General features: G+C 73.9%; 29 protein-coding genes and 3 tRNA genes. 21 read left to right on the top strand and 11 right to left on the bottom strand.

The window, feature by feature from the left end; all coding sequences use genetic code 11:
* The first annotated feature begins 60 nt into the window (after positions 1-60).
* Positions 61-603, top strand: a complete 543-nt coding sequence (locus KC207_RS07870) for a dihydrofolate reductase family protein (protein WP_437179129.1) — start codon at positions 61-63, stop codon at positions 601-603.
* Between the two features lie 9 nt (positions 604-612).
* Here KC207_RS07870 and KC207_RS07865 read toward each other — a convergent pair whose 3' ends face one another.
* Genes KC207_RS07865 through KC207_RS17025 form a run of 4 tightly spaced genes read right to left on the bottom strand, consistent with a single transcriptional unit; the run spans position 613 to position 2,744 of the window.
* Positions 613-1,203 carry a GNAT family N-acetyltransferase gene (locus KC207_RS07865; protein WP_211602448.1) on the bottom strand — a complete coding sequence of 197 codons (591 nt, stop codon included), beginning with the start codon at positions 1,201-1,203 and terminating at the stop codon, positions 613-615.
* Positions 1,203-2,000 carry a deoxyribonuclease IV gene (locus tag KC207_RS07860; RefSeq protein ID WP_211602447.1) on the bottom strand — a complete coding sequence of 266 codons (798 nt, stop codon included), beginning with the start codon at positions 1,998-2,000 and terminating at the stop codon, positions 1,203-1,205. Before KC207_RS07860 ends, KC207_RS07865 begins: the two co-directional genes overlap by 1 nt.
* A gap of 22 nt (positions 2,001-2,022) precedes the next feature.
* The gene (locus KC207_RS07855; RefSeq protein WP_211602446.1) at positions 2,023-2,616 is read right to left on the bottom strand and encodes a hypothetical protein; all 594 of its coding nucleotides are present in this window, start codon (positions 2,614-2,616) and stop codon (positions 2,023-2,025) included.
* The gene (locus KC207_RS17025; protein ID WP_282958961.1) at positions 2,613-2,744 is read right to left on the bottom strand and encodes a hypothetical protein; all 132 of its coding nucleotides are present in this window, start codon (positions 2,742-2,744) and stop codon (positions 2,613-2,615) included. The genes KC207_RS07855 and KC207_RS17025 overlap by 4 nt, the downstream gene beginning before the upstream one ends.
* 106 nt (positions 2,745-2,850) lie before the next feature.
* Here KC207_RS17025 and KC207_RS07850 point away from each other — a divergent pair, with 106 nt between their 5' ends.
* The 8 genes from KC207_RS07850 to KC207_RS07815 all read left to right on the top strand — a co-directional run bounded on the left by KC207_RS07850 (position 2,851) and on the right by KC207_RS07815 (position 6,956).
* Entirely contained in the window at positions 2,851-3,612 is a 762-nt protein-coding gene (locus KC207_RS07850; RefSeq protein ID WP_211602445.1) for an SDR family NAD(P)-dependent oxidoreductase, read from the top strand.
* Positions 3,613-3,641: 29 nt separating this feature from the next.
* A complete protein-coding gene (locus KC207_RS07845) occupies positions 3,642-4,364 on the top strand; it encodes a helical backbone metal receptor (RefSeq protein ID WP_282958960.1) in 723 nt (240 codons plus the stop codon).
* Positions 4,365-4,414: 50 nt separating this feature from the next.
* Positions 4,415-4,487 (top strand) — tRNA-Thr (locus KC207_RS07840).
* A 40-nt stretch (positions 4,488-4,527) separates the two neighbouring features.
* Positions 4,528-4,601: transfer RNA gene (locus KC207_RS07835), tRNA-Met, on the top strand.
* A 124-nt stretch (positions 4,602-4,725) separates the two neighbouring features.
* Positions 4,726-4,896 (top strand): 50S ribosomal protein L33, encoded by a 171-nt coding sequence (rpmG, locus tag KC207_RS07830; RefSeq protein ID WP_211602444.1) that lies wholly within the window; start codon positions 4,726-4,728, stop codon positions 4,894-4,896.
* Positions 4,897-5,004: 108 nt separating this feature from the next.
* Positions 5,005-5,454 (top strand): FAS1-like dehydratase domain-containing protein, encoded by a 450-nt coding sequence (locus KC207_RS07825; protein ID WP_211602443.1) that lies wholly within the window; start codon positions 5,005-5,007, stop codon positions 5,452-5,454.
* Positions 5,454-5,876, top strand: a complete 423-nt coding sequence (locus tag KC207_RS07820) for a MaoC/PaaZ C-terminal domain-containing protein (protein WP_211602442.1) — start codon at positions 5,454-5,456, stop codon at positions 5,874-5,876. The genes KC207_RS07825 and KC207_RS07820 overlap by 1 nt, the downstream gene beginning before the upstream one ends.
* A gap of 9 nt (positions 5,877-5,885) precedes the next feature.
* Positions 5,886-6,956: a UDP-N-acetylmuramate dehydrogenase gene (locus KC207_RS07815; RefSeq protein WP_211602441.1), complete on the top strand. Its 1,071-nt coding sequence runs from the start codon at positions 5,886-5,888 to the stop codon at positions 6,954-6,956.
* Between the two features lie 7 nt (positions 6,957-6,963).
* Here KC207_RS07815 and KC207_RS07810 read toward each other — a convergent pair whose 3' ends face one another.
* The 3 genes from KC207_RS07810 to KC207_RS07800 are packed head-to-tail and all read right to left on the bottom strand — an operon-like array spanning position 6,964 to position 9,836.
* Positions 6,964-8,031: an adenosine deaminase gene (locus KC207_RS07810; protein ID WP_211602440.1), complete on the bottom strand. Its 1,068-nt coding sequence runs from the start codon at positions 8,029-8,031 to the stop codon at positions 6,964-6,966.
* The gene (locus tag KC207_RS07805) at positions 8,028-8,525 is read right to left on the bottom strand and encodes a DUF5709 domain-containing protein (RefSeq protein WP_211602439.1); all 498 of its coding nucleotides are present in this window, start codon (positions 8,523-8,525) and stop codon (positions 8,028-8,030) included. Before KC207_RS07805 ends, KC207_RS07810 begins: the two co-directional genes overlap by 4 nt.
* Positions 8,526-8,534: 9 nt before the next feature.
* Entirely contained in the window at positions 8,535-9,836 is a 1,302-nt protein-coding gene (locus tag KC207_RS07800) for an aspartate aminotransferase type Ic (protein ID WP_211602438.1), read from the bottom strand.
* Positions 9,837-9,988: 152 nt separating this feature from the next.
* On the opposite strand from KC207_RS07800, the gene KC207_RS07795 reads away from it, so the two are divergent.
* The 5 genes from KC207_RS07795 to rplA all read left to right on the top strand — a co-directional run bounded on the left by KC207_RS07795 (position 9,989) and on the right by rplA (position 12,700).
* Positions 9,989-10,061, top strand: a tRNA-Trp gene (locus KC207_RS07795).
* A 108-nt stretch (positions 10,062-10,169) separates the two neighbouring features.
* Complete coding sequence (secE, locus tag KC207_RS07790; protein ID WP_249138629.1) at positions 10,170-10,433, top strand: preprotein translocase subunit SecE; 264 nt, start codon at positions 10,170-10,172, stop codon at positions 10,431-10,433.
* Positions 10,434-10,486: 53 nt separating this feature from the next.
* On the top strand, positions 10,487-11,362 hold the full coding sequence (gene nusG / locus KC207_RS07785; RefSeq protein WP_249138628.1) for a transcription termination/antitermination protein NusG: 876 nt from the start codon (positions 10,487-10,489) through the stop codon (positions 11,360-11,362).
* An 88-nt stretch (positions 11,363-11,450) separates the two neighbouring features.
* Positions 11,451-11,882 (top strand): 50S ribosomal protein L11, encoded by a 432-nt coding sequence (gene rplK, locus KC207_RS07780; protein ID WP_211602437.1) that lies wholly within the window; start codon positions 11,451-11,453, stop codon positions 11,880-11,882.
* 101 nt (positions 11,883-11,983) lie between these two features.
* Positions 11,984-12,700: a 50S ribosomal protein L1 gene (rplA, locus tag KC207_RS07775; protein ID WP_211602554.1), complete on the top strand. Its 717-nt coding sequence runs from the start codon at positions 11,984-11,986 to the stop codon at positions 12,698-12,700.
* 213 nt (positions 12,701-12,913) lie between these two features.
* On the opposite strand, the gene sucB is transcribed toward rplA, so the two are convergent.
* Both sucB and lpdA read right to left on the bottom strand, forming a co-directional pair.
* The gene (sucB, locus tag KC207_RS07770; protein ID WP_211602436.1) at positions 12,914-14,839 is read right to left on the bottom strand and encodes a 2-oxoglutarate dehydrogenase, E2 component, dihydrolipoamide succinyltransferase; all 1,926 of its coding nucleotides are present in this window, start codon (positions 14,837-14,839) and stop codon (positions 12,914-12,916) included.
* Between the two features lie 39 nt (positions 14,840-14,878).
* Positions 14,879-16,270: a dihydrolipoyl dehydrogenase gene (gene lpdA / locus KC207_RS07765; RefSeq protein ID WP_211602435.1), complete on the bottom strand. Its 1,392-nt coding sequence runs from the start codon at positions 16,268-16,270 to the stop codon at positions 14,879-14,881.
* Positions 16,271-16,435: 165 nt separating this feature from the next.
* On the opposite strand from lpdA, the gene KC207_RS07760 reads away from it, so the two are divergent.
* On the top strand, positions 16,436-16,762 hold the full coding sequence (locus tag KC207_RS07760) for a hypothetical protein (protein ID WP_211602434.1): 327 nt from the start codon (positions 16,436-16,438) through the stop codon (positions 16,760-16,762).
* 22 nt (positions 16,763-16,784) lie between these two features.
* On the opposite strand, the gene KC207_RS07755 is transcribed toward KC207_RS07760, so the two are convergent.
* A complete protein-coding gene (locus tag KC207_RS07755) occupies positions 16,785-18,317 on the bottom strand; it encodes a leucyl aminopeptidase (protein ID WP_211602433.1) in 1,533 nt (510 codons plus the stop codon).
* Positions 18,318-18,373: 56 nt separating this feature from the next.
* Here KC207_RS07755 and gcvT point away from each other — a divergent pair, with 56 nt between their 5' ends.
* Entirely contained in the window at positions 18,374-19,477 is a 1,104-nt protein-coding gene (gene gcvT, locus KC207_RS07750) for a glycine cleavage system aminomethyltransferase GcvT (protein ID WP_211602432.1), read from the top strand.
* Complete coding sequence (locus tag KC207_RS07745) at positions 19,474-19,689, top strand: hypothetical protein (protein ID WP_211602431.1); 216 nt, start codon at positions 19,474-19,476, stop codon at positions 19,687-19,689. Before gcvT ends, KC207_RS07745 begins: the two co-directional genes overlap by 4 nt.
* 22 nt (positions 19,690-19,711) lie before the next feature.
* Here the strand turns inward: KC207_RS07745 and KC207_RS07740 are convergent, their stop codons facing one another.
* On the bottom strand, positions 19,712-20,284 hold the full coding sequence (locus KC207_RS07740) for a DUF3043 domain-containing protein (RefSeq protein WP_211602430.1): 573 nt from the start codon (positions 20,282-20,284) through the stop codon (positions 19,712-19,714).
* Positions 20,285-20,375: 91 nt separating this feature from the next.
* On the opposite strand from KC207_RS07740, the gene KC207_RS07735 reads away from it, so the two are divergent.
* The 4 genes from KC207_RS07735 (at position 20,376) to KC207_RS07720 (ending at position 23,756) form a co-directional block, all read left to right on the top strand.
* Positions 20,376-21,737, top strand: coding sequence for a dipeptidase (locus KC207_RS07735; protein ID WP_282958959.1), 1,362 nt, complete (start codon positions 20,376-20,378; stop codon positions 21,735-21,737).
* An 80-nt stretch (positions 21,738-21,817) separates the two neighbouring features.
* Positions 21,818-22,861 carry a glutathione S-transferase family protein gene (locus KC207_RS07730; RefSeq protein ID WP_211602429.1) on the top strand — a complete coding sequence of 348 codons (1,044 nt, stop codon included), beginning with the start codon at positions 21,818-21,820 and terminating at the stop codon, positions 22,859-22,861.
* 110 nt (positions 22,862-22,971) lie between these two features.
* On the top strand, positions 22,972-23,217 hold the full coding sequence (locus KC207_RS07725; protein ID WP_211602428.1) for a hypothetical protein: 246 nt from the start codon (positions 22,972-22,974) through the stop codon (positions 23,215-23,217).
* Positions 23,214-23,756, top strand: a complete 543-nt coding sequence (locus KC207_RS07720; protein WP_211602427.1) for a hypothetical protein — start codon at positions 23,214-23,216, stop codon at positions 23,754-23,756. Before KC207_RS07725 ends, KC207_RS07720 begins: the two co-directional genes overlap by 4 nt.
* Positions 23,757-23,791 lie beyond the last annotated feature (35 nt).

The raw sequence follows: 23,791 nt of genomic DNA, 5'->3' as shown, positions 1-23,791 counted from the left end.
CCTTCCCCGGCGGGGCCGTCGTGCGGGACGCTGGGCTGCGTGAGCCTCCTCTCCTACGCGATGAACGTCAGCCTCGACGGCGTCGTCGCGGACACCGACGGCGACCTCGGCTGGAGCACGCCGAGCGACGAGCTGTTCGGGTGGTGGTCCGACCGGGTCGCGAGCACCGGGACCGCCCTCTACGGGCGGCGGCTGTGGGACGACATGAGCGGGCACTGGCTGACGGCGGACGAGCGGCCCGGCGTCAGCGCGGCCCACGCCGAGTACGCCCGGCGGTGGCGGGCGATGCCGAAGGTCGTCTTCACCTCGGCCGCCTTCGCCCCGACCTGGAACGCCCGCGTCCACACCGGCGACGCGGTCGCCGAGATCGCCCGGCTCAGGGCCGAGGACGGCGGGCGGATGGACGTCGCCGGAGCCACCCTCGCGGCGTCCGCCCTGCGGGCGGGCCTCGTCGACGAGATCGTCGTCGTCACGCACCCCGTCGTCGTCGGGGGCGGGCGGGCGTTCCTGCCGTCGTTGCCCGACCGGATGACGCTGGACCTCCGCGAGACCCGGACCTTTCCGCGGGGCGTCCTGCTCACCCGGTACGCCGTCACCGGCTGAGTCCGGACCTCACGCGCCGTCGAGCCGGTGGCGGACGACGCGGCGCCGCAGCGTCGGTGAGGTGTACGGCTCGTAGCCGGCGTCGAGGAAGACCTGGAGCAGCCCGACGGACGCCTCGTCCCAGATGACCGTCCTCCCCGGCGGCGGCTCCGTCGGGTAGCCCTCGAGGACGCGGGCGCCGACCCGCTCGCCGTACTCGACGGTCGCCGCCGCGAGCTCGTACATCAGGCCCTGCCGCCGGAAACCCTTCCGGACGACGAAGCACGTCACCGACCACACGCCCTCGAGGTCGGGATCGGTCCGCATCCACGACTTCTGCCTGGCCCAGATCCGGGGGTAGTCCTCCCGCGGCTCGACGGCCACCCACCCGGCGGGCTCGCCACCCACGTACCCGACGAGCCCGGACGTCGGCCCGCCCGTGCCGCACCCGGCCTGCTCGAGCAGCGCGGCGTCCCGCTCGTCCTGGGTCGTGTCCCGCCAGATCCACCCCGGGACCTTGAGCGCCTGGCACCGGCACTTCCGGGCGCCGCCGGCCTCGAAGACGGCCTCGACGTGCTCGGCGGTCGCCTCGTTCGCGGGGAGCCAGGTGAAGCCGGTCATCAGCCCAGCCGTTCCCGCAGCCACGCGATGTCCGCCGCCTGGCCCTCGGCGCCACCGGGCGTCTCGACGACGACGGGGGCGCCGGCCGCCCTGACGACGTCGGCGAGGTCGGCGCCGTCGATGTGGCCCGACCCGAGGTTGGTGTGCCGGTCGGCGCCGCTGTCGAACTCGTCGCGGCTGTCGTTGCAGTGGACGAGGTCGATCCGCCCGGTGACCGCCCGGACCCTGTCGACGACGCTGCCGAGGTCGGCGCCGCCGGCGTGCGCGTGGCAGGTGTCGAGGCAGAAGCCGACGGTGTCGCCGCCCTCCGCCCGGCCCACGGCCTCCCACAGCCGCTCGATCGCCTCGAGCCGGCGCGCCATCGCGTTGTCGCCGCCCGCGGTGTTCTCGATGAGCAGGGGCACCGGCATGTCGAGCCCGTCGACGCACTTGCGCCAGTTGTCGAAGCCGACGGCCGCGTCCTCGTCGATGCCGAGGTGGCCGCCGTGCACGACGACGCCCTTCGCCCCGATCTCCGCGGCCGCGGTGAGGTGCTGCTGGAGCAGCTTGCGGCCCGGGATGCGCACCCGGTTGTTCGTCGAGGCGACGTTGATCGGGTACGGCGCGTGGACGTAGAGGTGGACGTCGGCGGCCCCGGCCGCGGCCCGCAGCGCCGCCGCTCCGCCCTCGTACCGGACGACGGGCCCCTTGTGGCTCTGCGGGTCGCCGAGGAAGAGCTGGCTCAGCCCGGCCGCGCGGGCGCCCGCCTCCGTGACGGGGTCCTCCTGGTCGACGTGCCCTCCGATGCGCAGCTCCATGGTGGACACCGTACGACCGCGGTCAGCAGCCGACCGCTGCGAGGAGACGGTCGATCTCGGCCGGGTCCGCCGACTCCGCGTGGGACACGTCGACCACGAGGGGTTCGTCCTCGAACCGGTGGAGGGAGAGCCGACCCTCCACGGACGGCAGGAAGAACGTCCGGCGATCTCCCAGGTCGACGACGTGGGCGTGGGCGCCGAGCGCGGCGAGGGACGCGGCCGCGCCGTCGAGGTCCCCCGGGAGCGGACGCTGCTCGGTGACGTTCCCGGGCGCCTCGAAGGTCCAGCCCTCGACCCAGGGGTTGAGGTTGCCCTCGAGGACCCAGTCGACGGCGGCGAGGAGGCCGCCCTCGACGACGACCGCGTCGTCGGCGTCCCTCGGGAGGACGACCAGGGTGTCGGGTCGGGCGGGGTCGACGACCAGCTCGTCGCCGTCGGAGGTGTCGCCGAGGAGCAGGCCGCGCTCTCTCAGGGCGTCGACGGACACCGCGTCCGGCACCTGCCAGAACCAGTACTCGCCGACGCGCCGGCGCCAGTCACGGGTGGCCGCGACGAGGACGTCGGGGGTCACGACCCGGAGGAGGTGACCGAGGTCGCCGGGGCCGAGGCGGGTCACGAGGTCGGCGTAGCCGTTCGGGAGGGGGCGCCGAGGGCCGCCGCGGCCGCATCGACCTCCGCGGTCGACGCCGGGCGGAGCAGCGAGGGGTTGACGACGAGGACGTCGTCGAACGAGGTGGCCGTCACCGCGCCAGTGTGGCCGACGTCGGGTCCCGTCCGGCGCCCGTTCGGCAGATCTCCGCCGGCCGGTGGCCCGGGTCGTGGTCCGAGCCGGGGCTGGCAGCATGGGCCCATGCAGACCGCACACATCTCCGCCATCGTCACCGGTGGCGCCTCCGGCCTCGGCGCGGCCACCGCCGCCGCCCTCGCCGACGGCGGCGCCCGCGTGTACGCCCTCGACCTGCCCGATGCGTGCTCGGCCGCACCCGCCGTCGACGGCGTCGAGTACGTCCCGACCGACGTCACCTCCGAGGCCGAGGTCCGGGCCGCCGTGGCGACCGCGTCCGCGGACGCCGAGCGGCCGCTGCGGGTCGTCGTCAACTGCGCCGGGATCGGCCCGTCGGCCCGCATCCTCGGAAAGAAGGGCACCCACTCGATCGACCTCTACCGGAAGGTCCTCGAGGTCAACCTCCTCGGCACCTTCGTCGTCATGACGGTCGCCGCCGAGGCGATGGCTGCGACCGAGCCGGACGCCGACGGCCAGCGCGGCGTCGTCGTCAACACGGCCTCGGTCGCCGCGTACGACGGCCAGGTCGGCCAGGCGGCGTACTCCTCGTCCAAGGGCGGCATCGTCGGCCTGACCCTCCCCGCGGCCCGCGACCTCGCCCAGTACGGCATCCGGGTCATGACGATCGCCCCGGGCATCGTCGAGACCCCGATGCTCGCGACGGTGTCCGAGGAGTTCCGGGCCGGCCTCGCCGCGGGCGTGCCCTTCCCGCAGCGGCTCGCCCGGCCGGACGAGTACGCCCGGCTCGCCCTCGCGATCGTCGACCACGACTACCTCAACGGCGAGGTCGTGCGGATGGACGGCGCCCTGCGGATGGCGCCGCGCTGACCGGGCTCCACGACGACCTCGGTGCGCCGGTGCCCCTCGCGGGCCCGGCGCGCCGGGTCGTCTCGCTCGTCCCCTCGCTCACCGAGGCGCTCGCCGCGACGTGCCCGGACCGGCTCGTCGGTGCGACGGACTGGTGCACCCACCCCGCGGACCTCGACGTCGCCCGGGTGCGCGGCACGAAGAACCCCGACCTCGCCGCGGTCACCGCGCTCGGGCCGGACCTCGTCGTCGCGAACAAGGAGGAGAACCGCGAGCTCGACGTGCGCCGGCTCCGCGAACGCGGCGTCGCCGTCTGGGTCACCGACATCGAGACGGTGCCGCAGGCGATCGCCTCGATGCGTCGGCTCCTCGTCGAGGCGGTCGGGGTCGGTGCGCCGGCCTGGCTCGACGAGGCCGACCGCGCCTGGGCCGGGCAGGTCCCGACGCCGCACACGCGGGCCGTCGTCCCGATCTGGCGCGACCCGTGGATGCTCGTCGGGCGGCCGACGTTCACCGCCGACCTCCTCGCGCGGCTCGGCGTCGAGGTCGTCGGCGGGACGGGGGAGGGCCGTTACCCGCACGCGGACGTCGACGCGCTCGACGACCCCGACCTCGCGGACGTCGTGCTGCTGCCGGACGAGCCGTACGAGTTCACCGCGACCGACGGGCCGGAGTGCTTCGCGGCCGTGCCGACGCGGCTCGTCTCGGGCCGCCTGCTCACGTGGTACGGCCCCGCCCTCGTTGGCTCCCGGATTTCGCTCGACCGAGCGTGACCGTGTAGTGTCTCCGTCGGCCTGCCGGGCGGTTCCACCGCGCGGCGCCCGCCCCCTTAGCTCAGTCGGCAGAGCGTTTCCATGGTAAGGAAAAGGTCGTCGGTTCGATTCCGACAGGGGGCTCTGCCCCGGCCGGACCGGCCCCCACCGGTCCTCCGGGCACGGCGGGATAGCTCAGCTGGTTAGAGCGCACGACTCATAATCGTGAGGTCGGGGGATCGAGCCCCCCTCCCGCTACGCACGGTCGGGATTTCGCGCGGAATGCGCGGGTCGCGTACCCTGTTGTGCTGATGTGCGCGCGGACCTCGCGGCCCGCGCCGCCGCCCGAGATCCACCACCGTTTCCGAGAGCAGGTTGCCCCGTGGCCAGCAAGAGCGCCGACGTCCGCCCGAAGATCACCATGGCGTGCACGGAGTGCAAGGAGCGCAACTACATCACGAAGAAGAACCGCCGCAACAACCCCGACCGGATGGAGCTGGCGAAGTTCTGCCCGCGCTGCAAGAAGCACACCGCGCACCGCGAGACCCGCTGACGCCTCCGCGTCACCCGTCCGAGGCCGCCCGCACCCACCCGGTGCCGGCGGCCTCGCCGCGTCCCCGGGGCGTCGGCCACCCTGACAGCGGCCCCTAGAGTGGGGTCCATGCCCGTCAACCCCGACCTCGTCGGCCGGACCTACCCGCAGAGCGGGCCCTACCCGGTTGACGCCGCGACCGTCGCCGCCTTCGCCGCGGCGGTCGGTGCCACCGACCCCGTGCACACCGACGCCGAGGCCGCCCGCGCCGCCGGGTACGCCGACGTCGTCGCCCCGCCGACGCTCGCCGTCCGGTACGCCCAGGCGAGCGAGGCCGCGTACGTCCAGGACCCCGAGGCGGGCATCGACTTCAGCCGGGTCGTCCACGGCGAGGAGCGGTTCGTCCACCACCGCCCGATGGTCGCCGGCGACGAGGTCGTCGGCACGGTCACGGTGGACGCCGTCCGCCAGGCCGGCGGGCACTCGATGGTCACGACCCGCACCGAGCTCGCGACGGCCGGCGGCGAGGCGCTGAGCACCGTCACCTCCCTGCTCGTCGTCCGGGGAGGGGAGGACTGATGGCCGCGCGCCCGCTCGCGTCCGTGTCCGTCGGCGACGTCGTCGGTCCGGTCACCGTGCCCGTCGGCCGCGACACCCTCGTCGCGTACGCCGAGGCGTCCCTCGACGGCAACCCCATCCACCAGGACGAGGACTTCGCCCGCTCCGTCGGCCTGCCCGACGTCATCGCCCACGGCATGTGGACGATGGGCGCCTCCGGGTCGGTCGTCGCCGACTGGGCCGGCGACCCGGGGCGGGTCGTCGAGTTCGGCACCCGGTTCACGAAGCCGGTCGTCGTGCCCGTCGGTGGCGCCGAGGTCGTCGTCGAGGGGGTCGTCACGGCCGTCGACGAGGGGACCGGACGGGTGACGGTCGACGTCACGACGACGAGCGCGGGCCAGAAGGTCCTCGGCCGCTGCGTCGCGGTCGTCCGGCTCGACTGAGGCGAGCGGATGGAGGAGCTGTCGCGCGAGCCGCTCGCGCCGTACACGACGATGCGGGTCGGCGGCCCCGCCGAGCGGATGGTCGTCGCGTCGACCACCGACGAGCTCGTCGACGCCGTTCGCGAGGTCGACGACGCCGACGAGCCGTTGCTCGTCCTCGGTGGCGGGTCCAACCTCGTCCTGCCCGACGCGGGGTTCGCCGGGACGGTCGTGAAGGTCGCGACGGGCGGCGTCACGGTCGACTCCGCGGACCTGTGCGGTGGGGCGAACGTCGTCGTCGCGGCGGGGGAGCCGTGGGACCCGTTCGTCGAGCGTGCCGTCGCGGAGGGGTGGGCCGGGGTCGAGGCGCTGTCCGGCATCCCCGGGTCCACCGGGGCGACGCCGATCCAGAACGTGGGGGCCTACGGGCAGGAGGTCGCCCAGACGGTCGCGCGGGTGCGGGTCTGGGACCGCAGCGACCGGCAGGTGCGGACGTTCGCCGGCAGCGACTGCGGGTTCACGTACCGGCACTCCCTCTTCAAGGCGACGGGGCGCTACGTCGTCCTCGACGTGATGTTCCAGCTCGAGCCGTCCGGGCTGTCCCGCCCCGTCGCCTACGCCGACCTCGCGGCCCAGCTCGGGGTCGAGGTGGGGGAGCGCGTGCCGCTCGCCGACGCGCGTGAGGCGGTGCTCGCCCAGCGGCGTCGTCGCGGCATGGTGCTCGACGACGAGGACCACGACACCTGGTCGTGCGGGTCGTTCTTCACCAACCCGGTCCTCGCGGGCGAGGAGTTCGACGCTCTCGTGCGGCGCGTCGCGTCCCGGCTCGGCGACGACGTCCGGCCGCCCCGCTTCCCCGGGCCCGACGGGAGCGTGAAGACCTCCGCGGCCTGGCTCATCGACCGCGCGGGCTACGGCAGGGGCTACGCGATGCCGGGCCCCGCGGCGCTGTCGACGAAGCACACCCTCGCGGTGACGAACCGCGGGTCGGCGAGCGCGGCGGACGTCCTCGCCCTCGCTCGCGAGGTGCGCGACGGGGTGCGCGACGCCTTCGGTGTCGAGCTGGTCAACGAGCCGGTGCTCCTCGGCGACTCCCTCTGAGCCGAGGCTACGAGGGCGGCGCCGCCGCGAGCCAGGCGTCGATCCCGGCCTCGGCCGCGCGGCGCACGTCCGACGGCGCCCGGCTCGCGGCGAACGAGGACCGGGCGAGGGCGGCGAGCTCGGTGTCGTCGAGGCCGTGCACCGCCCGCGCCGTCTCGTACTGGGCGAGGAGGCGGGTGTCGAAGATCAGCGGGTCGTCGGCGCCGAGGGCCACCGTCGCGCCGGCCGACAGCAGCGTGCGCAGGGGGACGTCCGCCGCGCCGTCGAACACCCCGAGCGAGACGTTGGACCCGGGGCACACCTCGAGCGCGACCCCCGCCTCGACGACCGCCCCGAGGACGGCCGGGTCCTCGACGGCCCGCACGCCGTGCCCGAGCCGGTCGGGCGTCAGCGCCCCGAGCGTCGCCCGCACCGCGTCCGCCCCGAGCAGCTCGCCGGCGTGCGGGACGAGGGCGAGCCCCGCCCGGCGCGCGATGCCGAACGCGGGGGCGAACTCCTCGGTGACACCGCGGCGCTCGTCGTTGGACAAGCCGAACCCGACGACGGTGCCCGGCCCGTCCCCGGCGTACCGGGCCGCGAGCCGCGCCAACGTGCGGGCCTCGAGGGGATGGCGCATCCGGGAGGCCGCCACGACGACCGCGACCGGGACCGCGCCGGGCTCGCCGGACACCCGGGCCGCCTCGTCGAGGACGATCTCCAGCGCAGGGGTGATGCCGCCGACGAAGGGGGCGTACGAGGTCGGGTCGACCTGGATCTCCAGCCACCGCGAGCCCTCGGCGGCGTCGTCGAGCGAGGCCTCGCGCACGATCCTGCGCATGTCGGCCTCGCCCTGCACGACCGCCCGGGCCGCGTCGTAGAGTCGCTGGAAGCGGAACCAGCCGCGCTCGTCGGCGGCGGTGAAGCGGGGCGGGTAGTCCGCCCCCAGCGAGGCGGGGAGCCGCAGCCCGTGGTCCTCGGCGAGGTCGCGGACGGACGAGACCCGCATCGAGCCCGTGAAGTGCAGGTGGAGGTGCGCCTTGGGCAGCGCCGTGAGCGGACGCCGACCGGGACCGGCGCCCGGGCCGTCCTCGCTCACTCCTCGGAGGTCTCCTCGTCGACGAGGTGGACCGCGGCCTCCTCGGCCGAGGCGGCCGCGCCGTCGACGCCGACGTCGTCGCCGACGAGGTCGCTCTCCTCGTCCGCACCGCCGCCCTCGTCAGGGGCGACGAGGCGACCCGCGCGCTCGTCGCCGACCTCGGCGTCGCCGATCCAGTCGTCCTCCGCGGCGATCGAGTCGGGGTCGTCACCGCCGAGGCGGTCCTCGGTGTCGAGGCCGGACTCGTTCTCGGGCGCCCCGTACGCGGTGTCGGGGTCCGGGACCTCCTGCTCGATCCGCTCGTCGATCGTCTCCGGCTCCATCTGCTCCTCGTTCGTCACGCCGTGGGCGTGCGAGCCGTGGGCGGAGTCCGGCGGGGAGTAGCCGCGGTCGAGGACGTCCTCGACGTCCTCCTGGACGAGGGTGTCCTCGGGCTGGAGCTGGTCCCCGTCGACGGGGGCGGGGGAGTCGTGGTCCTGCGGGTTCTCGGACATGTCGTCAGCCTACGACGCGTCCCCGACGAGCTGCTCGGCGGCGGCGAGCGCGACGCAGGTCGCCACCCCGGCCATCGCGGTGCGGACCTCGTCGAGGACCGGGAAGGACGGCGCGAGACGGATGTTGCGGTCCCGCGGGTCCTCGCCGTACGGGAAGGAGGCCCCGGCCGGGGTGAGCGCGATGCCGGCCTGCTTCGCGAGGGCGACGACCCGGGCGGCGCAGCCGTCGGGGACGTCGAGGCTCACGAAGTACCCGCCCCGGGGCGTGGTCCACCGCGCGACGCCGAGCCCGCCGAGGCCGGCCTCCAGGGCCTCCTGGACCGCCTCGAACTTCGGGGCCAGGACCTCCCGGTGGGCGACCATGTGCTCGCGCACGCCGTCGGCGGAGCCGAAGAACTGCACGTGCCGCAGGTGGTTGACCTTGTCCGGGCCGATGGAGGCGAACTTCAGGTGCCCGAGGTACCAGCCGACCGTCTCGCGGGAGCCCGCGAGGAAGGCGACACCCGACCCGGCGAAGGTCACCTTGCTCGTCGAGGCGAAGACGACCGGGCGGTGCGGGTTCCCCGCGGACGAGGACAGCGCGACGATGTCGGCGGACTTGACCTCCTCCGACGTCAGGTGGTGGATCGCGTAGGCGTTGTCCCAGAACAGCCGGAAGTCGGGCGCGGCGGTCGGCATGGCGGCGAGCCGGGCGGCGACCTCCTGCGTGACGACCGACCCCGCGGGGTTGGCGTACGTCGGGACGATCCACATCCCCTTGACGCTCGGGTCGTCGCGCACGATCTCCTCGACGGCGTCGACGTCCGGCCCGTCCTCGAGCATCGGGACGGTGACCATCCGGATCCCGTAGGACTCCAGCATCGTGTAGTGGCGGTCGTAGCCGGGCACGGGGCAGACGAAGGTGACCTCGTCCTCGTCCTTCCACGGGCGGGGGGAGTCGACCCCGCCGTGGAGCAGGTGCCAGACGAGGACCTCGTGCATCATCGCCAGGCTCGCGTTGCCCCCCGCGACGATCTGGTCGACCTCGACCCCGAGCAGCTCGGCGAAGATCTCGCGCAGCTCGGCCAGGCCCTCCAGCCCGCCGTAGTTGCGCACGTCGACCCCGCGTCCGTCGAGGTGACCGTCCGGCAGCGACAGCAGGCGCTCGGACAGGTCGAGCTGCTCGGCGCTCGGCTTGCCCCGGGTGAGGTCCAGGCGCAGCCCGCGGCCCTCGAGGGCGGCGTAGGCGGCCCGCTGCTCCTCGAGGAAGGCGTGCAGCTCCTCGGGCGAGCGCTGGGACAGGGGCGTGCGGTCGGCGGCTGGGGTGCTCACCGGCTCATCGTCGCAGAGTCCGTCGGGGGCGCCCGGGGCGCGTTCGCGGTTCGGGCCGGGCGTCCCGTATGCTGTCGGTTCGGCGATCCACCGTTCCGGCGTGCCCGGAGGCGGGTCGGCCGCCCGGAGCCCCACCCAACCAGGGGCTCCACAGGGCAGTGGCTCAATTGGTAGAGCACCGGTCTCCAAAACCGGCGGTTGGGGGTTCGAGTCCCTCCTGCCCTGCGTCGCACGAGTGGTACGTCCACGAGCAGCGGCCCGTCCCACGGGTCCGCCGTCGCGGGTGTGCCGGTCGGTCGGCACCGAAGCACCGGCGAGACGAATGAGGCATCCGTGACTGACGTGGGTCAGACCAGGACGAGCTCCACGCCCGAGAAGGGCGCGGAGGGCGGCAACCCCGTCACCCGGGGCCTGCGTGCCCTCCGGCTGTTCGTCAGCCAGATCCTCGACGAGCTGAGCAAGGTCGTGCGGCCCACCCGGGCCGAGCTGACGCAGTACACCGTCGTCGTCATCGTCTTCGTGGCCGTCATGATGGCCCTCGTCTCCGGCATGGACCTCGGCTTCAGCCGGCTCGTCGACCTCGTGTTCGGCGACTGACGCCCCGCTCCACCGCCACCCCCACGCACCCCGTACGAAGGAAGAGGTCACCCGTGTCCGACCAGTGGACCGACGCCCCCGACGAGACGTCGCAGGACGCTCCCGAGGTGCTGCCCGACGCCACGCCCGCGGACCCGGCCTCCGAGGAGACCGCCGAGGCCACCGTCCAGGAGGCGGACCTCGCCGCGGCCGAGGACCTCGACGCCACGGACGAGCCGCCCGCCGAGGAGGCCCCGACCGCGGACGAGACCGCCGAGCCCGCCGACGCCGCCCCGGTCACCGACGAGGACGGCGACGTGCTCGAGGGCGTCGACCCGGTCCAGGCGTTCAAGGACGACCTCGCCGGCAAGTTCGGCGACTGGTACGTCATCCACAGCTACGCCGGCTACGAGAACCGGGTCAAGGCCAACCTCGAGAACCGCACCCAGTCCCTCAACATGGAGGACTACATCTTCGAGGTGCAGGTCCCCATGGAGGAGGTCACCGAGATCAAGAGCGGCCAGCGCAAGCTGGTCCGCCGGGTCCGGATGCCCGGGTACGTCCTCGTGCGGATGGACCTCACCGACGAGTCCTGGGGCGCCGTGCGGCACACCCCGGGCGTCACCGGCTTCGTCGGCAACGCCCACCAGCCGGTGCCGCTGACCCTCGACGAGGTCTTCACGATGCTCAAGCCGGCGGACCTCGAGACCCCCGCGGCGGCCGCCGCGAGCAAGGGCTCCGGTGCCGCGGCCTCCTCGGGCGCCACCGAGACCACGGTCGTCGACTTCGAGGTCGGCGAGTCGGTCACCGTCATGGACGGGCCCTTCGAGACGCTGCCGGCGACGATCTCCGAGATCAACGCCGACACCCAGAAGCTCAAGGTGCTCGTGTCGATCTTCGGCCGGGAGACCCCGGTCGAGCTCTCCTTCAACCAGGTCGCCAAGATCTGACCGGAGACCCCTCCGCGGGGGAGCCGCGGACACTGCAAAGGGGTCATCGCCCACGGCGTCGGCCCACCACCACCGAAGAAGGACAGTCATGCCCCCCAAGAAGAAGGTCTCCGGGTACATCAACCTGCAGATCCAGGCCGGTGCCGCGACCCCGGCCCCGCCCGTCGGCCCCGCGCTCGGTCAGCACGGTGTCAATATCATGGAGTTCGTCAAGGCGTACAACGCGGCGACCGAGCACCAGCGCGGCAGCATCATCCCCGTCGTCATCACGGTCTACGAAGACCGCTCGTTCACCTTCATCACGAAGACCCCGCCGGCCTCGGAGCTCATCAAGAAGGCCGCCGGTGTCCAGAAGGGCTCGGGCGAGCCGCACAAGACCAAGGCCGGCAAGCTCACCAAGGACCAGGTCCGCGAGATCGCCGAGACCAAGATGCCCGACCTCAACGCCAACGACGTCGACGCCGCGATGAAGATCATCGCCGGCACGGCCCGGCAGATGGGCATCGACACCGAGCTCTGAGCCCGGTGCCCCGGACGGGTGACCACCCGGCCGACCCGAAGTGGCAGGGCCTGCGCTGGCCCGAGGACCACGACTCCACCCCGACACACCAGGAGCAGCACATGAAGCGCAGCAAGTCCTACCGCGCGGCGTCCGACAAGGTCGACGCCGACGCCCTGTACAGCCCGCTCGAGGCCATCCGCCTCGCCAAGGGCGTCGCCTCGGCCAAGTACGACGAGACCGTCGAGGTCGCGATGCGCCTCGGCGTCGACCCGCGCAAGGCCGACCAGATGGTCCGCGGCACGGTCAACCTCCCGCACGGCACGGGCAAGACCGCCCGCGTCCTCGTCTTCGCCAACGGCGACAAGGCCGAGGCCGCGACCGAGGCCGGCGCGGACTACGTCGGCTCCGACGACCTCCTCGAGAAGGTCGCCGGCGGCTGGCTCGACTTCGACGCCGTCGTCGCGACCCCGGACCTCATGGGCAAGGTCGGCCGGCTCGGCAAGGTGCTCGGCCCGCGCGGGCTCATGCCGAACCCGAAGACCGGCACGGTGACGATGGACACGGCCAAGGCCGTCTCCGACATCAAGGGCGGCAAGATCGAGTTCCGCGTCGACAAGCACTCGAACCTCCACTTCATCATCGGCAAGGCCTCCTTCGACGAGAAGAACCTCGTCGAGAACTACGCCGCCGCCCTCGAGGAGGTGCTGCGGCTCAAGCCGTCGGCCTCCAAGGGTCGGTACATCACCAAGGCGACCCTGTCGACGACGATGGGTCCGGGCATCCCGCTCGACGCCACGAAGGTCAAGAACCTCAGCGAGGAGCCGGTCGACGCCTGAGCGACCCCCTCCGTGGGGGGGGGGGCCCCCCCCCCCCCGGGGGGGGGGGGGGGGGGCCCCCCCCGCCCCCCCCCGCCGCGGGGGGGGGGGGGGCGCCCCCCCCCCCCCCCCCCCCCCCCCGCCGGCGCGCCGGGCGGCGGCGCCCCCCCCCGAGGGGGGTGCCGATGAGGCCCGAGGACCCCGCGACGGCGACACGTGCCATGGGGATGCGCCTCAGAGACCGAGGTCGGCCTCGAAGGCGCCCTCCTCGAGCCGCTGCTTCATCGTCGTGAGGAAGCGGGCGGCGTCGGCGCCGTCGACGATCCGGTGGTCGTAGGACAGCGCGAGGTAGACCATCGAGCGGATCGCGATCGTCTCGCCGCCGTCGTCGGTCGTGATGACGACGGGCCGCTTGACGACGGCACCGGTGCCGAGGATCGCGACCTGCGGCTGGTTGATGATCGGGGTGTCGAACAGTGCCCCGCGCGACCCGGTGTTCGTCAGCGTGAACGTGCCGCCCGCGAGGTCGTCCGGCGCGATCTTGTTGCTGCGGGTGCGCTCGGCGACGTCGGCGATGCCTCGGGCGAGGCCGGCGATGTTGAGGTCGCCGGCGTTCTTGATGACCGGGACGAGCAGGCCCTTCTCGGTGTCGACGGCCATGCCGAGGTGCTCGGCCCCGTGGTAGGTGACCTGGTCGTCCTCGATGCTCGCGTTGACCGACGGGTGCGCCTTGAGGGCCTCGACGGCGGCGAGCGCGAAGAACGGCAGGAAGCCGAGCTTGGTGCCCTCACGCGAGGCGAAGTCGCCCTTGGCCCGGTCGCGCAGCCGCGCGATCCGGGTCACGTCGACCTCGACGACCGTCGTCAGCTGGGCGGAGGTCTGCAGCGACTCGACCATCCGGCGGGCGATCGTCTTGCGCAGGCGCGTCATCGGCTGGGTCGTGCCGCGCTTGCTCGTGTCGACGTCCGGCTTGGCCGCGGGCGCCGGGGCCGACGTCGAGGACGACGCCGCCGGGGCCTGCGGGGAGGCGGCGGGAGCCTCGGGCTCCGGCTCCGGGGCCTTCTTGGCCTCGGCGGCGGCGAGCACGTCCTGCTTGCGGATGCGGCCGCCGATGCCGCTGCCCTCGAGGGTCGAGAGGTCGATGTCGTGGTCGGCCGCGAGCTTGCGCACGAGCGGGGTGACGTAGGCCGAGGCCTCGGTCTCCTCGTTCTCGCGGCGCGGGGGGGCGGTGGACGCCTTCGGCGCCTCACCCGCCTCGGCGGCGGCCGCGTCGGCGGTCTGCTGCGGCGGGGCCTCGTCGGCCGGGGCGGGCTCGGGCTGCTTCTCCTCGGCCTCCGGCTCCTTCTCGGGCTCCGGCTCGGCCTCCGGCTGCTTCTCCGGCTCCGGCTGCTTCTCCTGCTGCGACTCCTCCGCCTCCTCGGCGGGGGCGGAGCCGCCACCGCTGCCGCCGACGATCGCGAGGTCGGCACCGACCTCGACGGTCTCGTCCTCCTGGACGAGGATCTTCGTCAGGGTGCCCGCGGCGGGTGAGGGGATCTCGGTGTCGACCTTGTCCGTCGACACCTCGAGGAGCGGCTCGTCGACCGCGACCTCGTCGCCCTCGGACTTCAGCCAGCGGGTGATCGTGCCCTCGGTGACCGACTCGCCGAGCGCCGGCATCGTCACCGTCGTGCCGTCGCCCGACCCGCCACCGGAGTCGCCGGAGGACTGCTGCGCACCGGAGCCGCCGGAGGACTGCTGCGCACCGGAGTCGTCGGACGAGCCACCGTCGTCCTCGGAGGCCTCGGGCTCGGCCGGCTCCTGCCCCTCCTGGTCCCCGGCGTCGGCGGTCTCCTGCGCCTGCTCCTCGCCGGAGTCACCGGAGTCCCCGGACTCCTCGGCCGAGCTCTCGTCGGAGCCGGAGCCGGAGTCGTCGGACGGGGCGCCGTCACCGATGACGGCGAGGTCGGCGCCGACCGGGACGGTGTCGTCCTCCTCGACGAGGATCTCCTGGAGCGTGCCCGCGACGGGCGAGGGAATCTCGGTGTCGACCTTGTCCGTCGAGACCTCGAGGAGCGGCTCGTCGACCGCGACCTCGTCGCCGACACTCTTGAGCCACCGCGTCACGGTCCCCTCGGTCACGGACTCGCCGAGTGCGGGCATCTGTACACGTTCCGACATCAGTGGTGCTCTCCTTCGTGGGCGGTGGCGGACATCACTCTAGTTGTGTGCGTGCAGCGGTTTGCCAGCGAGCGCCATCTGGGCTTCCCCGAGGGCCTCGTTCTGGGTGGGGTGGGCGTGGACGAGGGCAGCGACGTCCTCGGGGTGGGCCTCCCAGCCGACGACGAGCTGGGCCTCGCCGACCTGCTCGCCCATCCGGGAGCCGACCATGTGCATGCCGACGACGGGGCCGTCCGCGAGCCGGACGACCTTGACGAACCCCTGGGTGCCGAGGATCTGCGACTTCCCGTTGCCGCCGAGGTTGTACTCCTGGGTCTCGACCGCGCCGTCGCCGTGCGCCTCGCGGGCCTGCGCCTCGGTGAGACCGACGGAGGCGACTTCGGGCTCGCAGTACGTGACGCGGGGGACCTGGGCGTCGACGACGGGGGCGGGGGAGAGGCCGGCGATCTCCTCGGCGACGAAGATGCCCTGGGCGAAGCCGCGATGCGCGAGCTGGAGGCCGGGGACGATGTCGCCGACGGCCCACAGCCCCTCGACGCCGGTCCGGCAGCGCTCGTCGGTGACGACGAAGCCGCGCTCGAGGGTGACCCCGGCGTCCTCGTAACCGAGCCCTTCGGTCACCGGCCCGCGGCCGACGGCGACGAGCAGGACGTCGGCCTCGAGCGGGTCGCCCTCCTCGAGACGGACGGTGACGCCGTCCTCGCGGGCGTCGGCGGAGGCGAACCGGGCGCCGGTGCGCACCGTGATGCCGCGCTTGCGGAAGGCGCGCTCGAGGGCGGCGGAGGAAGCCGGGTCCTCGGCGGCGACCAGCCGGGGCAGGGCCTCGACGACGGTGACCTCGGCCCCGAAGGAGGCGAAGACGGACGCGAACTCGACGCCGATGACCCCACCGCCGAGGACGACGACGCGGTCCGGGACGTGGTCGAGGCCGAGGGCGCCGTCGCTCGTCATGACCCGCGGGCCGAGCTCGAGACCGGGGAGGGTGCGCGGCGTCGACCCCGTCGCGAGGACGACGTGCCGCCCGACGAGCCGCCGGTCGCCGACGACGACGACGGTGTCGGGGCCGTCGAGCCGGCCCGCCCCCTCGACGTACTCGACCTCGCGGGCCTTCACGAGCCCCTGGAGCCCCTTGTGCAGCCGCCCGACGACGCCCTCCCGGTACGTCGTCACGGCGGGCACGTCGATGCCGTCGAGCGTGGCCCGGACCCCGAAGCGTCCGGCGTCGCGCGCGGCGTCGGCGACCTCGGCGGCGTGCAGCAGGGCCTTGGTCGGGATGCAGCCGCGGTGCAGGCAGGTCCCCCCGAGGAGGTCCTTCTCGACGAGCGCGACCGTGAGGCCGAGCTCGGCGGCGCGCAGCGCGCACGCGTAGCCGCCGCTGCCTCCTCCGAGGACGACGACGTCGTGGGTGGCTTCGGCGGCGGTGGCCGGCATCCGGACCTGCTTCCTCTCGCGGGTGGGCGGTGGCGGGCCGCGCGCTGAGGGTGGGCGCCGTCGGCTCGTCCTCGCATCCTGTCACCACCGTGCCCGTGGCACGAGGCCACACTCCGAGGCCCGGACCCCGTACGGCGGCAGCGAGGCTGCGCCTATCGTGGGGTCATGGCGTTCTGGAACCGGAAGCGACGCAGCGGTGGTGGCTCGCCGCACGACGGCAGCGACCTCGACAGTGCGCGCACCCACTTCCAGGAGTTCACGGCCAGCCGCCGTGGGGTCGAGGCCTACGTCGAGCCGGCGACGAACATCACGGCGACGACGGTCGTGCTCATCGCGCACGACGGCGAGTGGACCCGCCGGGCGCTGCCGTCCCGGCCGGTGGCCTTCGACGTCGCCCGTGCCCTCGGGGTGCCGGTCTACGACGTGAACCAGACGGGCTACCCGGCGCGGATGCGGGCGTGGACCGCCCGCCAGCGGCGCACCGGGGCCTGAGCCGGCCCCGGCGCACCGGCGGTCAGCGCGTCGCCGGGTGCGCCTCGACGAGCGAGACGAGGGTCGCGACGCCGTAGCCGGTGCCGCCCTTGGGCACCCGCCCCTTCGGCGCCGAGGTGTTGAACGCCGGTCCGGCGATGTCGATGTGCGCCCACGGGATGCCCTCGCCGACGAACTCCTTGAGGAACAGCCCGGCGGTGAGCATCCCGCCGTCGCGGTCGCCCTTGTGCGCGATGTCGGCGGTCGGGGTGTCGAGCTTGGCCCGCAGCGCGGCCGGCAGCGGCATCGCCCAGGCCTGCTCGCCCGCGGCGCCGGCGGCGTCGACGACCCGGCCCCGGAAGGCGTCGTCGTTGCCCATGACGCCCGCGATGTCGTTGCCGAGGGCGACCTGCTGGGCGCCGGTGAGCGTCGCGATGTCGACGATCCAGTCCGGGCCCTGCTCGCTCGCGAGGCAGATGCCGTCGCCGAGCACCATCCGGCCCTCGGCGTCGGTGTCGAGGATCTCCACGCTCGTCCCGTCACGCATGACGACGACGTCGCTCGGACGCTGCGCGGTGCCGCTCGGCATGTTCTCGGCGAGGCAGAGGTAGCCGGTGACGGCGACCGGCAGCCCGAGCTCGGCGGCGGCGAGGACCGCGCCCGCGACGGCGGCCGCGCCGGCCATGTCGCACTTCATCGTCACCATGCCCGTCGAGGGCTTGATGTTGAGGCCGCCGGAGTCGAAGGTGATGCCCTTGCCGACGAGCGCGACCGAGCCCTTGGCGCCGGACGGGGAGTAGGACATCGTGACGATCCGCGGCGGGTTGACCGACCCCTGGCCGACGCCGACGATGCCGCCGTAGCCGCCCTTGGCGAGCGCCTTCTCGTCCAGGACCGACACGGAGATCTTGGCCTTGGAGCCCGAGGTCCGCTTCTTCACGGCGTCGGCGAAGGACTGCGGGAAGAGCAGGTTCGGCGGGGTGTTGACGAGGTCGCGCGTCCAGTCGCGCGCGGCGCCGACGACCGCGGCCCGGCTCACCGCGGCCTTGACCGAGCGGCCGCCCCCGGCGCCGGAGACGACGGTGATCTTCGGGCCGGGCCCGACCGTCTCCTTCGCGGTGGTGGTCTTGCGCACGCCCTCGAGCGGGGCGCTCTTATCGTAGACGTAGCAGCCGGCCCAGGCGCCGTCGGCGACCGCGCCGACGTGCTCGACGTCCGGGGTCGGCAGGGCGACGGCCACGGTCTTCTTGCCGCGGACGGGACGCAGGGCGGCGGCGGCCGCGTCGCGCAGGACCGCGAGGTCGAAGGAGGTGGTCCGGTTGGTCCCGGTGCCGAGGCCGGTCACGACGACCGAGGCGGCGGTGACCCCGGGCACGGCGACGACGCGGTGCACGTCGTCGGCGGCGCCGGTCGCCTCGAGGTCGGCGAGCACGGCCTGCAGGTGCACGACCGCCTTGCGGGGTAGTCCGTGCCCGGCGGCGAGAGCGACCCCGTCGGAGGTCTTGACGGACCCGATGACGAGGGAGTCGGCGGGCAGGTCGGCAGCGGTCTTGGTCGTCACGGCCAGCGAAGTCATGTCAGGCACCCTAGCCCGGCCGGTCCGGTGCCCGGCCGCGCGGTAGCGTGCCGGTCATGACGGACCTGTTGCACTCCCCGCTGCACGACCGGCACGTCGCCCTCGGCGCGAAGATGGCCGACTTCGGGGGATGGTCGATGCCCATCGAGTACCCCGGCGGCGGGGTCGTCGCCGAGCACACGGCGGTCCGCACGAAGGTCGGCCTCTTCGACGTCTCGCACCTCGGCAAGGCCCGGGTGAGCGGCCCCGGCGCGGCGGAGTTCGTCAACACGTGCTTCACCAACGACCTGCGCCGGATCGAGCCGGGCAAGGCCCAGTACACGATGTGCTGCACCGCCGACGGCGGCGTCGTCGACGACCTCATCCAGTACCTGCGCTCGGACGAGGACGTCTTCCTCATCCCGAACGCCGCGAACACCGGCCGCGTCGTCGAGATGCTCGAGGCGGCGGCGCCCGAGGGCATCGTCGTCGAGGACCTCCACGACCGGTACGGCGTCCTCGCCGTCCAGGGCCCGCGGTCCGACGAGGTCCTCGCCCGGCTCGGCCTGCCGACCGAGCACGGCTACATGAGCTTCGTCGAGACCGAGTGGCAGGGCCAGCCGGTCATCGTCTGCCGCACCGGGTACACCGGCGAGCGCGGCTACGAGATCGTCCCGGCGTGGGAGGTCACCGGCTCGGTGTGGGACGCCCTCGCCGAGGCGGTCGCCGCCGAGGGCGGCCTGCCGGCCGGGCTCGGGGCCCGCGACACCCTGCGCACCGAGATGGGCTACCCGCTCCACGGCAACGACCTCTCCCTCGACATCACCCCCGTGATGGCGGGGGCGGCATGGGCCGTCGGCTGGGACAAGGAGACCTTCTGGGGCAAGGAGGTGCTCGCCGAGCAGCGGGCCGCCAAGACGGCTCCGCTCATGCGGGGCCTCGTCGTCGGCGGTCGCGGCATCCCGCGCGCGCACTGTGCCGTCAAGGACATCACCGGCAATTCGGTCGGCGAGGTGACGTCCGGGACGTTCTCCCCGACGCGCAAGCAGGGGGTCGCGCTCGCGCTGCTCGACCGGTCCGTGAGCCTCGGTGACGAGGTCGTCGTCGACGTGCGCGGCCGCGACGTCGCCGCCACGGTGACGAAGCCGCCGTTCGTCGAGGCGGGGGTGCGCGGGTCGTGAGCGAGCAGTGGACCTGGACCTTCGCCGACGCCGACGGTGCCGCGGTGACGGACCCGCCGGCGACCGAGACCGCGTTCCCGACGCAGTCCGACGCCGAGAGCTGGTTCGGCGAGGTGTGGCGCGAGCTGTCCGACGCCGGGGTCGCCTCGGCGACGCTGCACCGCGACGGAGGGGTCGTCTACGGCCCGATGAGCCTCGACGCCGCACCCTGAGGGGTCGGGGCGAGGGACCCGCTCAGGCGGGGAATTCGCCGCGGGCGACCTGGGGCTTCGGCATCCGCTGACGCCGCATCTGGAAGGTCCGCAGGGCCGTGTAGCCGAAGTCCCCGCGCTCGGGTCCGTCGAACCGCTCGGTGAGGCCGGCCTTGATCCTGCGCCACAGCACGTACTCGTCGAAGAGGACCGCGCCGACGGCGAGCCAGGTGAGCGCGACGGTGATCGCGAACACCGTGGGGTCCGGGACGATGCTCGCCGCTAGGACGATGAGCATGACGGGCAGGAGGAACTCGGCGAGGTTGCGCCGGGCGTCGACGTAGTCGCGGATGAAGCGGCGACGCGGGCCCTTGTCGCGCGGCGGGAGGTAGGCCTCCTCGCCGGTCTCGAGCGCCCGGCGGGTGCGGGCCATCTGCTCGCGGCGCTTCTGGCGGTCGAGGCGCTTGGCCTCCTTGCGGTCGCTGACGACGAGGGGGCGCTTGCGGGCGGCCTCCTGGTCGCGCCGCTTCGGCGTCGGCCGGTTCTTCGCCCCCTCGCGCTGCTGGGGGCTCTCCGGCTCCGTCGCCGTCTCCTGGGTCCTGCCTCGTCCGAACACGCGCCCAATCGTAGGTCCTCCGCCGGTGGTCCTGCCCCGGGGAGCGAGGTGCGGGGTGGGGCGGCGCCGTCGGGTGGGTAGTGTCGCGAGGGTGAGCGACGTCCTTCCCCCCGAGACGACCGAGAGCCTGCGTCAGCGCGTCGCGGGCCTGATGCCCGCCGTGCGCGCCGATTTGGAGGCCCTGACCCGGATCCCCTCCGTCTCGCTCGACGCCTTCGACCAGGCGAACGTCGAGACGAGCGCCGAGGCGACCGCGCAGCTGCTGCGCGCCGAGGGCCTCGAGGTCGAGATCGTCCGCGAGGGCGGGCGTCCCGCCGTCATCGGCCACCGGGCCGGCCCGGAGGGCGCGCCCACCGTCATGCTGTACGCCCACCACGACGTCCAGCCGCCCGGGGACGACGCGGACTGGGACAGCCCGCCGTTCGAGCCGACCGAGCGCGACGGGCGGCTCTACGGGCGGGGCGCCGCGGACGACAAGGCGGGCGTCATGGCCCACGTCGCCGCGCTGCGAGCCCATGGTGACGACCTGCCCGTCGGGGTCACCGTCTTCGTCGAGGGCGAGGAGGAGATCGGATCCGACAGCCTGCCCACCATCCTCGAGCGGCACGGCGAGAAGCTGCGGGCCGACGCGATCGTCCTCGCCGACAGCCAGAACTGGGACGTCGGCACCCCGGCCCTCACGACGACGCTGCGCGGGATGATCCGGGTCGTCGTCACCGTGACGACGCTGGACCACGGCGTTCACTCCGGGATGTTCGGCGGGGCCGTCCCCGACGCCATCACGGCGCTGGTCCGGCTGCTCGCGACGATGCACGACGACGCCGGCGACGTCGCCGTCGCCGGCCTGGGTGCCGGGGAGGCGAGCGACCTGGACTACCCCGAGGAGCGGCTGCGCGCCGAGTCCGGGCTCCTCGACGGCGTCGAGGTCATCGGGTCCGGTTCGCTCCTGTCGCGCCTGTGGACCCGGCCCGCCATCACGACGATCGGCCTCGACACCCCCACCGTCGAGCGCTCCTCGAACACGCTCGTCCCGTCGGCCCGCGCGAAGATCTCGATGCGGATCGCCCCCGACCAGGACGACCTCGCCGCCTACGAGCTGCTCCGCGAGCACCTGCTCGCCCACGCGCCGTGGGGAGCGAGGGTCGAGGTCGAGCTCGAGGAGAAGGGGCTGGGGTTCGCCGCCGACGCGCAGGGCCCGGTGTACGACCAGGCGCGCGCGGCCTTCGCCGACGCGTGGGGGCGCGAGCCGGTCGACGTCGGCGTCGGCGGCTCGATCCCGTTCGTCGCCGCGTTCGCCGAGCGCTTCCCCGAGGCCGCGATCCTCGTCACCGGCGTCGAGGACCCGGACACCCGGGCGCACGGGGCCAACGAGTCGCTCCACCTCGGCGAGTTCGAGCGGGTCTGCGTCGCCGAGGCGCTGCTGCTCGCCCGGATCGGCGCCCTGCCCCGCTGACGGGCACCCGCACCCGACCGCCGACCACAGACCACACTCCGACCCCCGAACCACACCCCGCCGCACCGAGAGGACGACCCATGGCCCAGGGCACCTACGTCGAGGACGACTTCCAGCGCGACACGACGTACATCGAGGACCGCATCACCGAGAGCGGCGCCGGCGACCGGGAGTGGCCGGTCGAGGCCGGCCGCTACCGCCTCGTCGTCGCCCGCGCCTGCCCGTGGGCCAACCGCGCGATCATCGTGCGGCGGCTGCTCGGCCTCGAGGACGTGCTGTCCATGGGGATCTGCGGCCCGACGCACGACGAGGACTCGTGGACCTTCGACCTCGACGAGGGCGAGGTCGACCCGGTGCTGCGGATCCCCCGGCTCAAGGACGCCTACCTCGAGCGCTTCCCGGACTACTCGCGCGGCATCACCGTGCCGGCGGTCGTCGAGGTGGCGACCGGGAAGGTCGTGACGAACGACTTCCCGCAGATGACCCTCGACCTGTCCGGGGAGTGGAGCGCCCACCACCGCGAGGGTGCTCCCGACCTCTACCCCGAGGCGCTGCGGGACGAGATGGACGAGGTCATGCAGCGCGTCTACACCGAGGTGAACAACGGCGTGTACCGGTGCGGGTTCGCCGGGACGCAGTCGGCCTACGAGGACGCGTACGACCGGCTCTTCGCCGCGCTCGACTGGCTCGAGGAGCGGCTCGCCGACCGGCGCTTCCTCATGGGGGAGACGATCACCGAGGCCGACGTCCGCCTCTTCACGACGCTCGCCCGCTTCGACGCCGTCTACCACGGGCACTTCAAGGCCAACCGGTCCAAGCTCGCCGAGATGCCGGTCCTGTGGGCCTACGCCCGCGACCTGTTCCAGACCCCGGGCTTCGGTGACACGACCGACTTCGCGCACATCAAGAGCCACTACTACGAGGTGCACCGGGACATCAACCCGACCGGGGTCGTGCCGAAGGGCCCGGACGCGAGCGTCTGGGGCACCCCGCACGGGCGCGAGGCGCTCGGGGGCCGGCCGTTCGGCGACGGCACCCCGCCCGGCCCGCCGCCCGCGGGGGAGCGGGTCGACCCGCTGCACAACCCACTGCTCGGGTCGGACGGGCTCGTCCACCTCACCTGAGCCGGGAACCCCGCGGTCACAGCACGCAGGACGGGGGACCCCGGGCCGACGATGGGTCGGCGTGTCAAGAACGAGTTGACACACCACTGGCGTCAAGAGAGTCTTGACACATGCGCACCTCCCGGCTCTCCCTCGTCACCGTCCAGGTCCTCGTGCTCGCCGGTCTCGTGACCTTCGTCCTCGGCACGATCGTCGACTCGGGGTTCTTCCACGGGATGTTCCAGGGCGCGACCGTCGCCCTCATGGTCGCGGCAGCGGCCGTCTTCGGCGCCCAGTGGTCCCGCCGCGGGTCGGCGGACACCGACGACGGGTCGGACGCGATGTGGCTCCCGAGCCGCGACGAGGACCGCTCGTGAGCGCCCCCACGAGCGCCGGGATCGCCGACGCCCTCGGTCGCGCGGTCCTGGACGGCGCACCGGGCGAGATCGCGCTCGACCCCGAGCGGGCGGAGGACCACCTCGCCATCGTCGCGCGCGCCGTCGTCGCCGAGCAGGCCGGGCGGGACCTGCTCCGTCAGTCGGTGGCCGCGGCACGGGCCAGCGGCCACAGCTGGGCGGCCGTCGGCGGTGTCCTCGGACTGAGCCGGCAGGCCGCCCAGCAGCGCTTCGGCACCGGTGGCGAGGGTGACGACGGCCCCGAGCACCGGTGGCTCGGGCCCGTGACCGCCATGGACGAGATGCCCGAGCTGCAGCTGGCCGGCCGGCGCGGGTGGCGGACCGTCGGAGCGGGCATGCTCAAGCACCGGATGCTGCGCACCGACACCCAGTGGGAGCACCGCCGGGTGGTCTGGAGCCGGGGGGCGTCGAGCTACGAGACCGACGGGTGGATCGTCGCCGTGCGGGCCTTCCCCTGGCTCTACCTCGTGCGCGACCTCGGGATCCCACCCGAGGACTGACGGCGGCAGCGGGCGACGCGCGGGTCCCGGCACGC

Source organism: Phycicoccus avicenniae, assembly GCF_018139485.1.
GTDB lineage: Bacteria > Actinomycetota > Actinomycetes > Actinomycetales > Dermatophilaceae > Phycicoccus > Phycicoccus avicenniae.
Note: the sequence above shows the minus strand (reverse complement) of the source record. Positions and strands in the feature narration are given on the sequence as shown.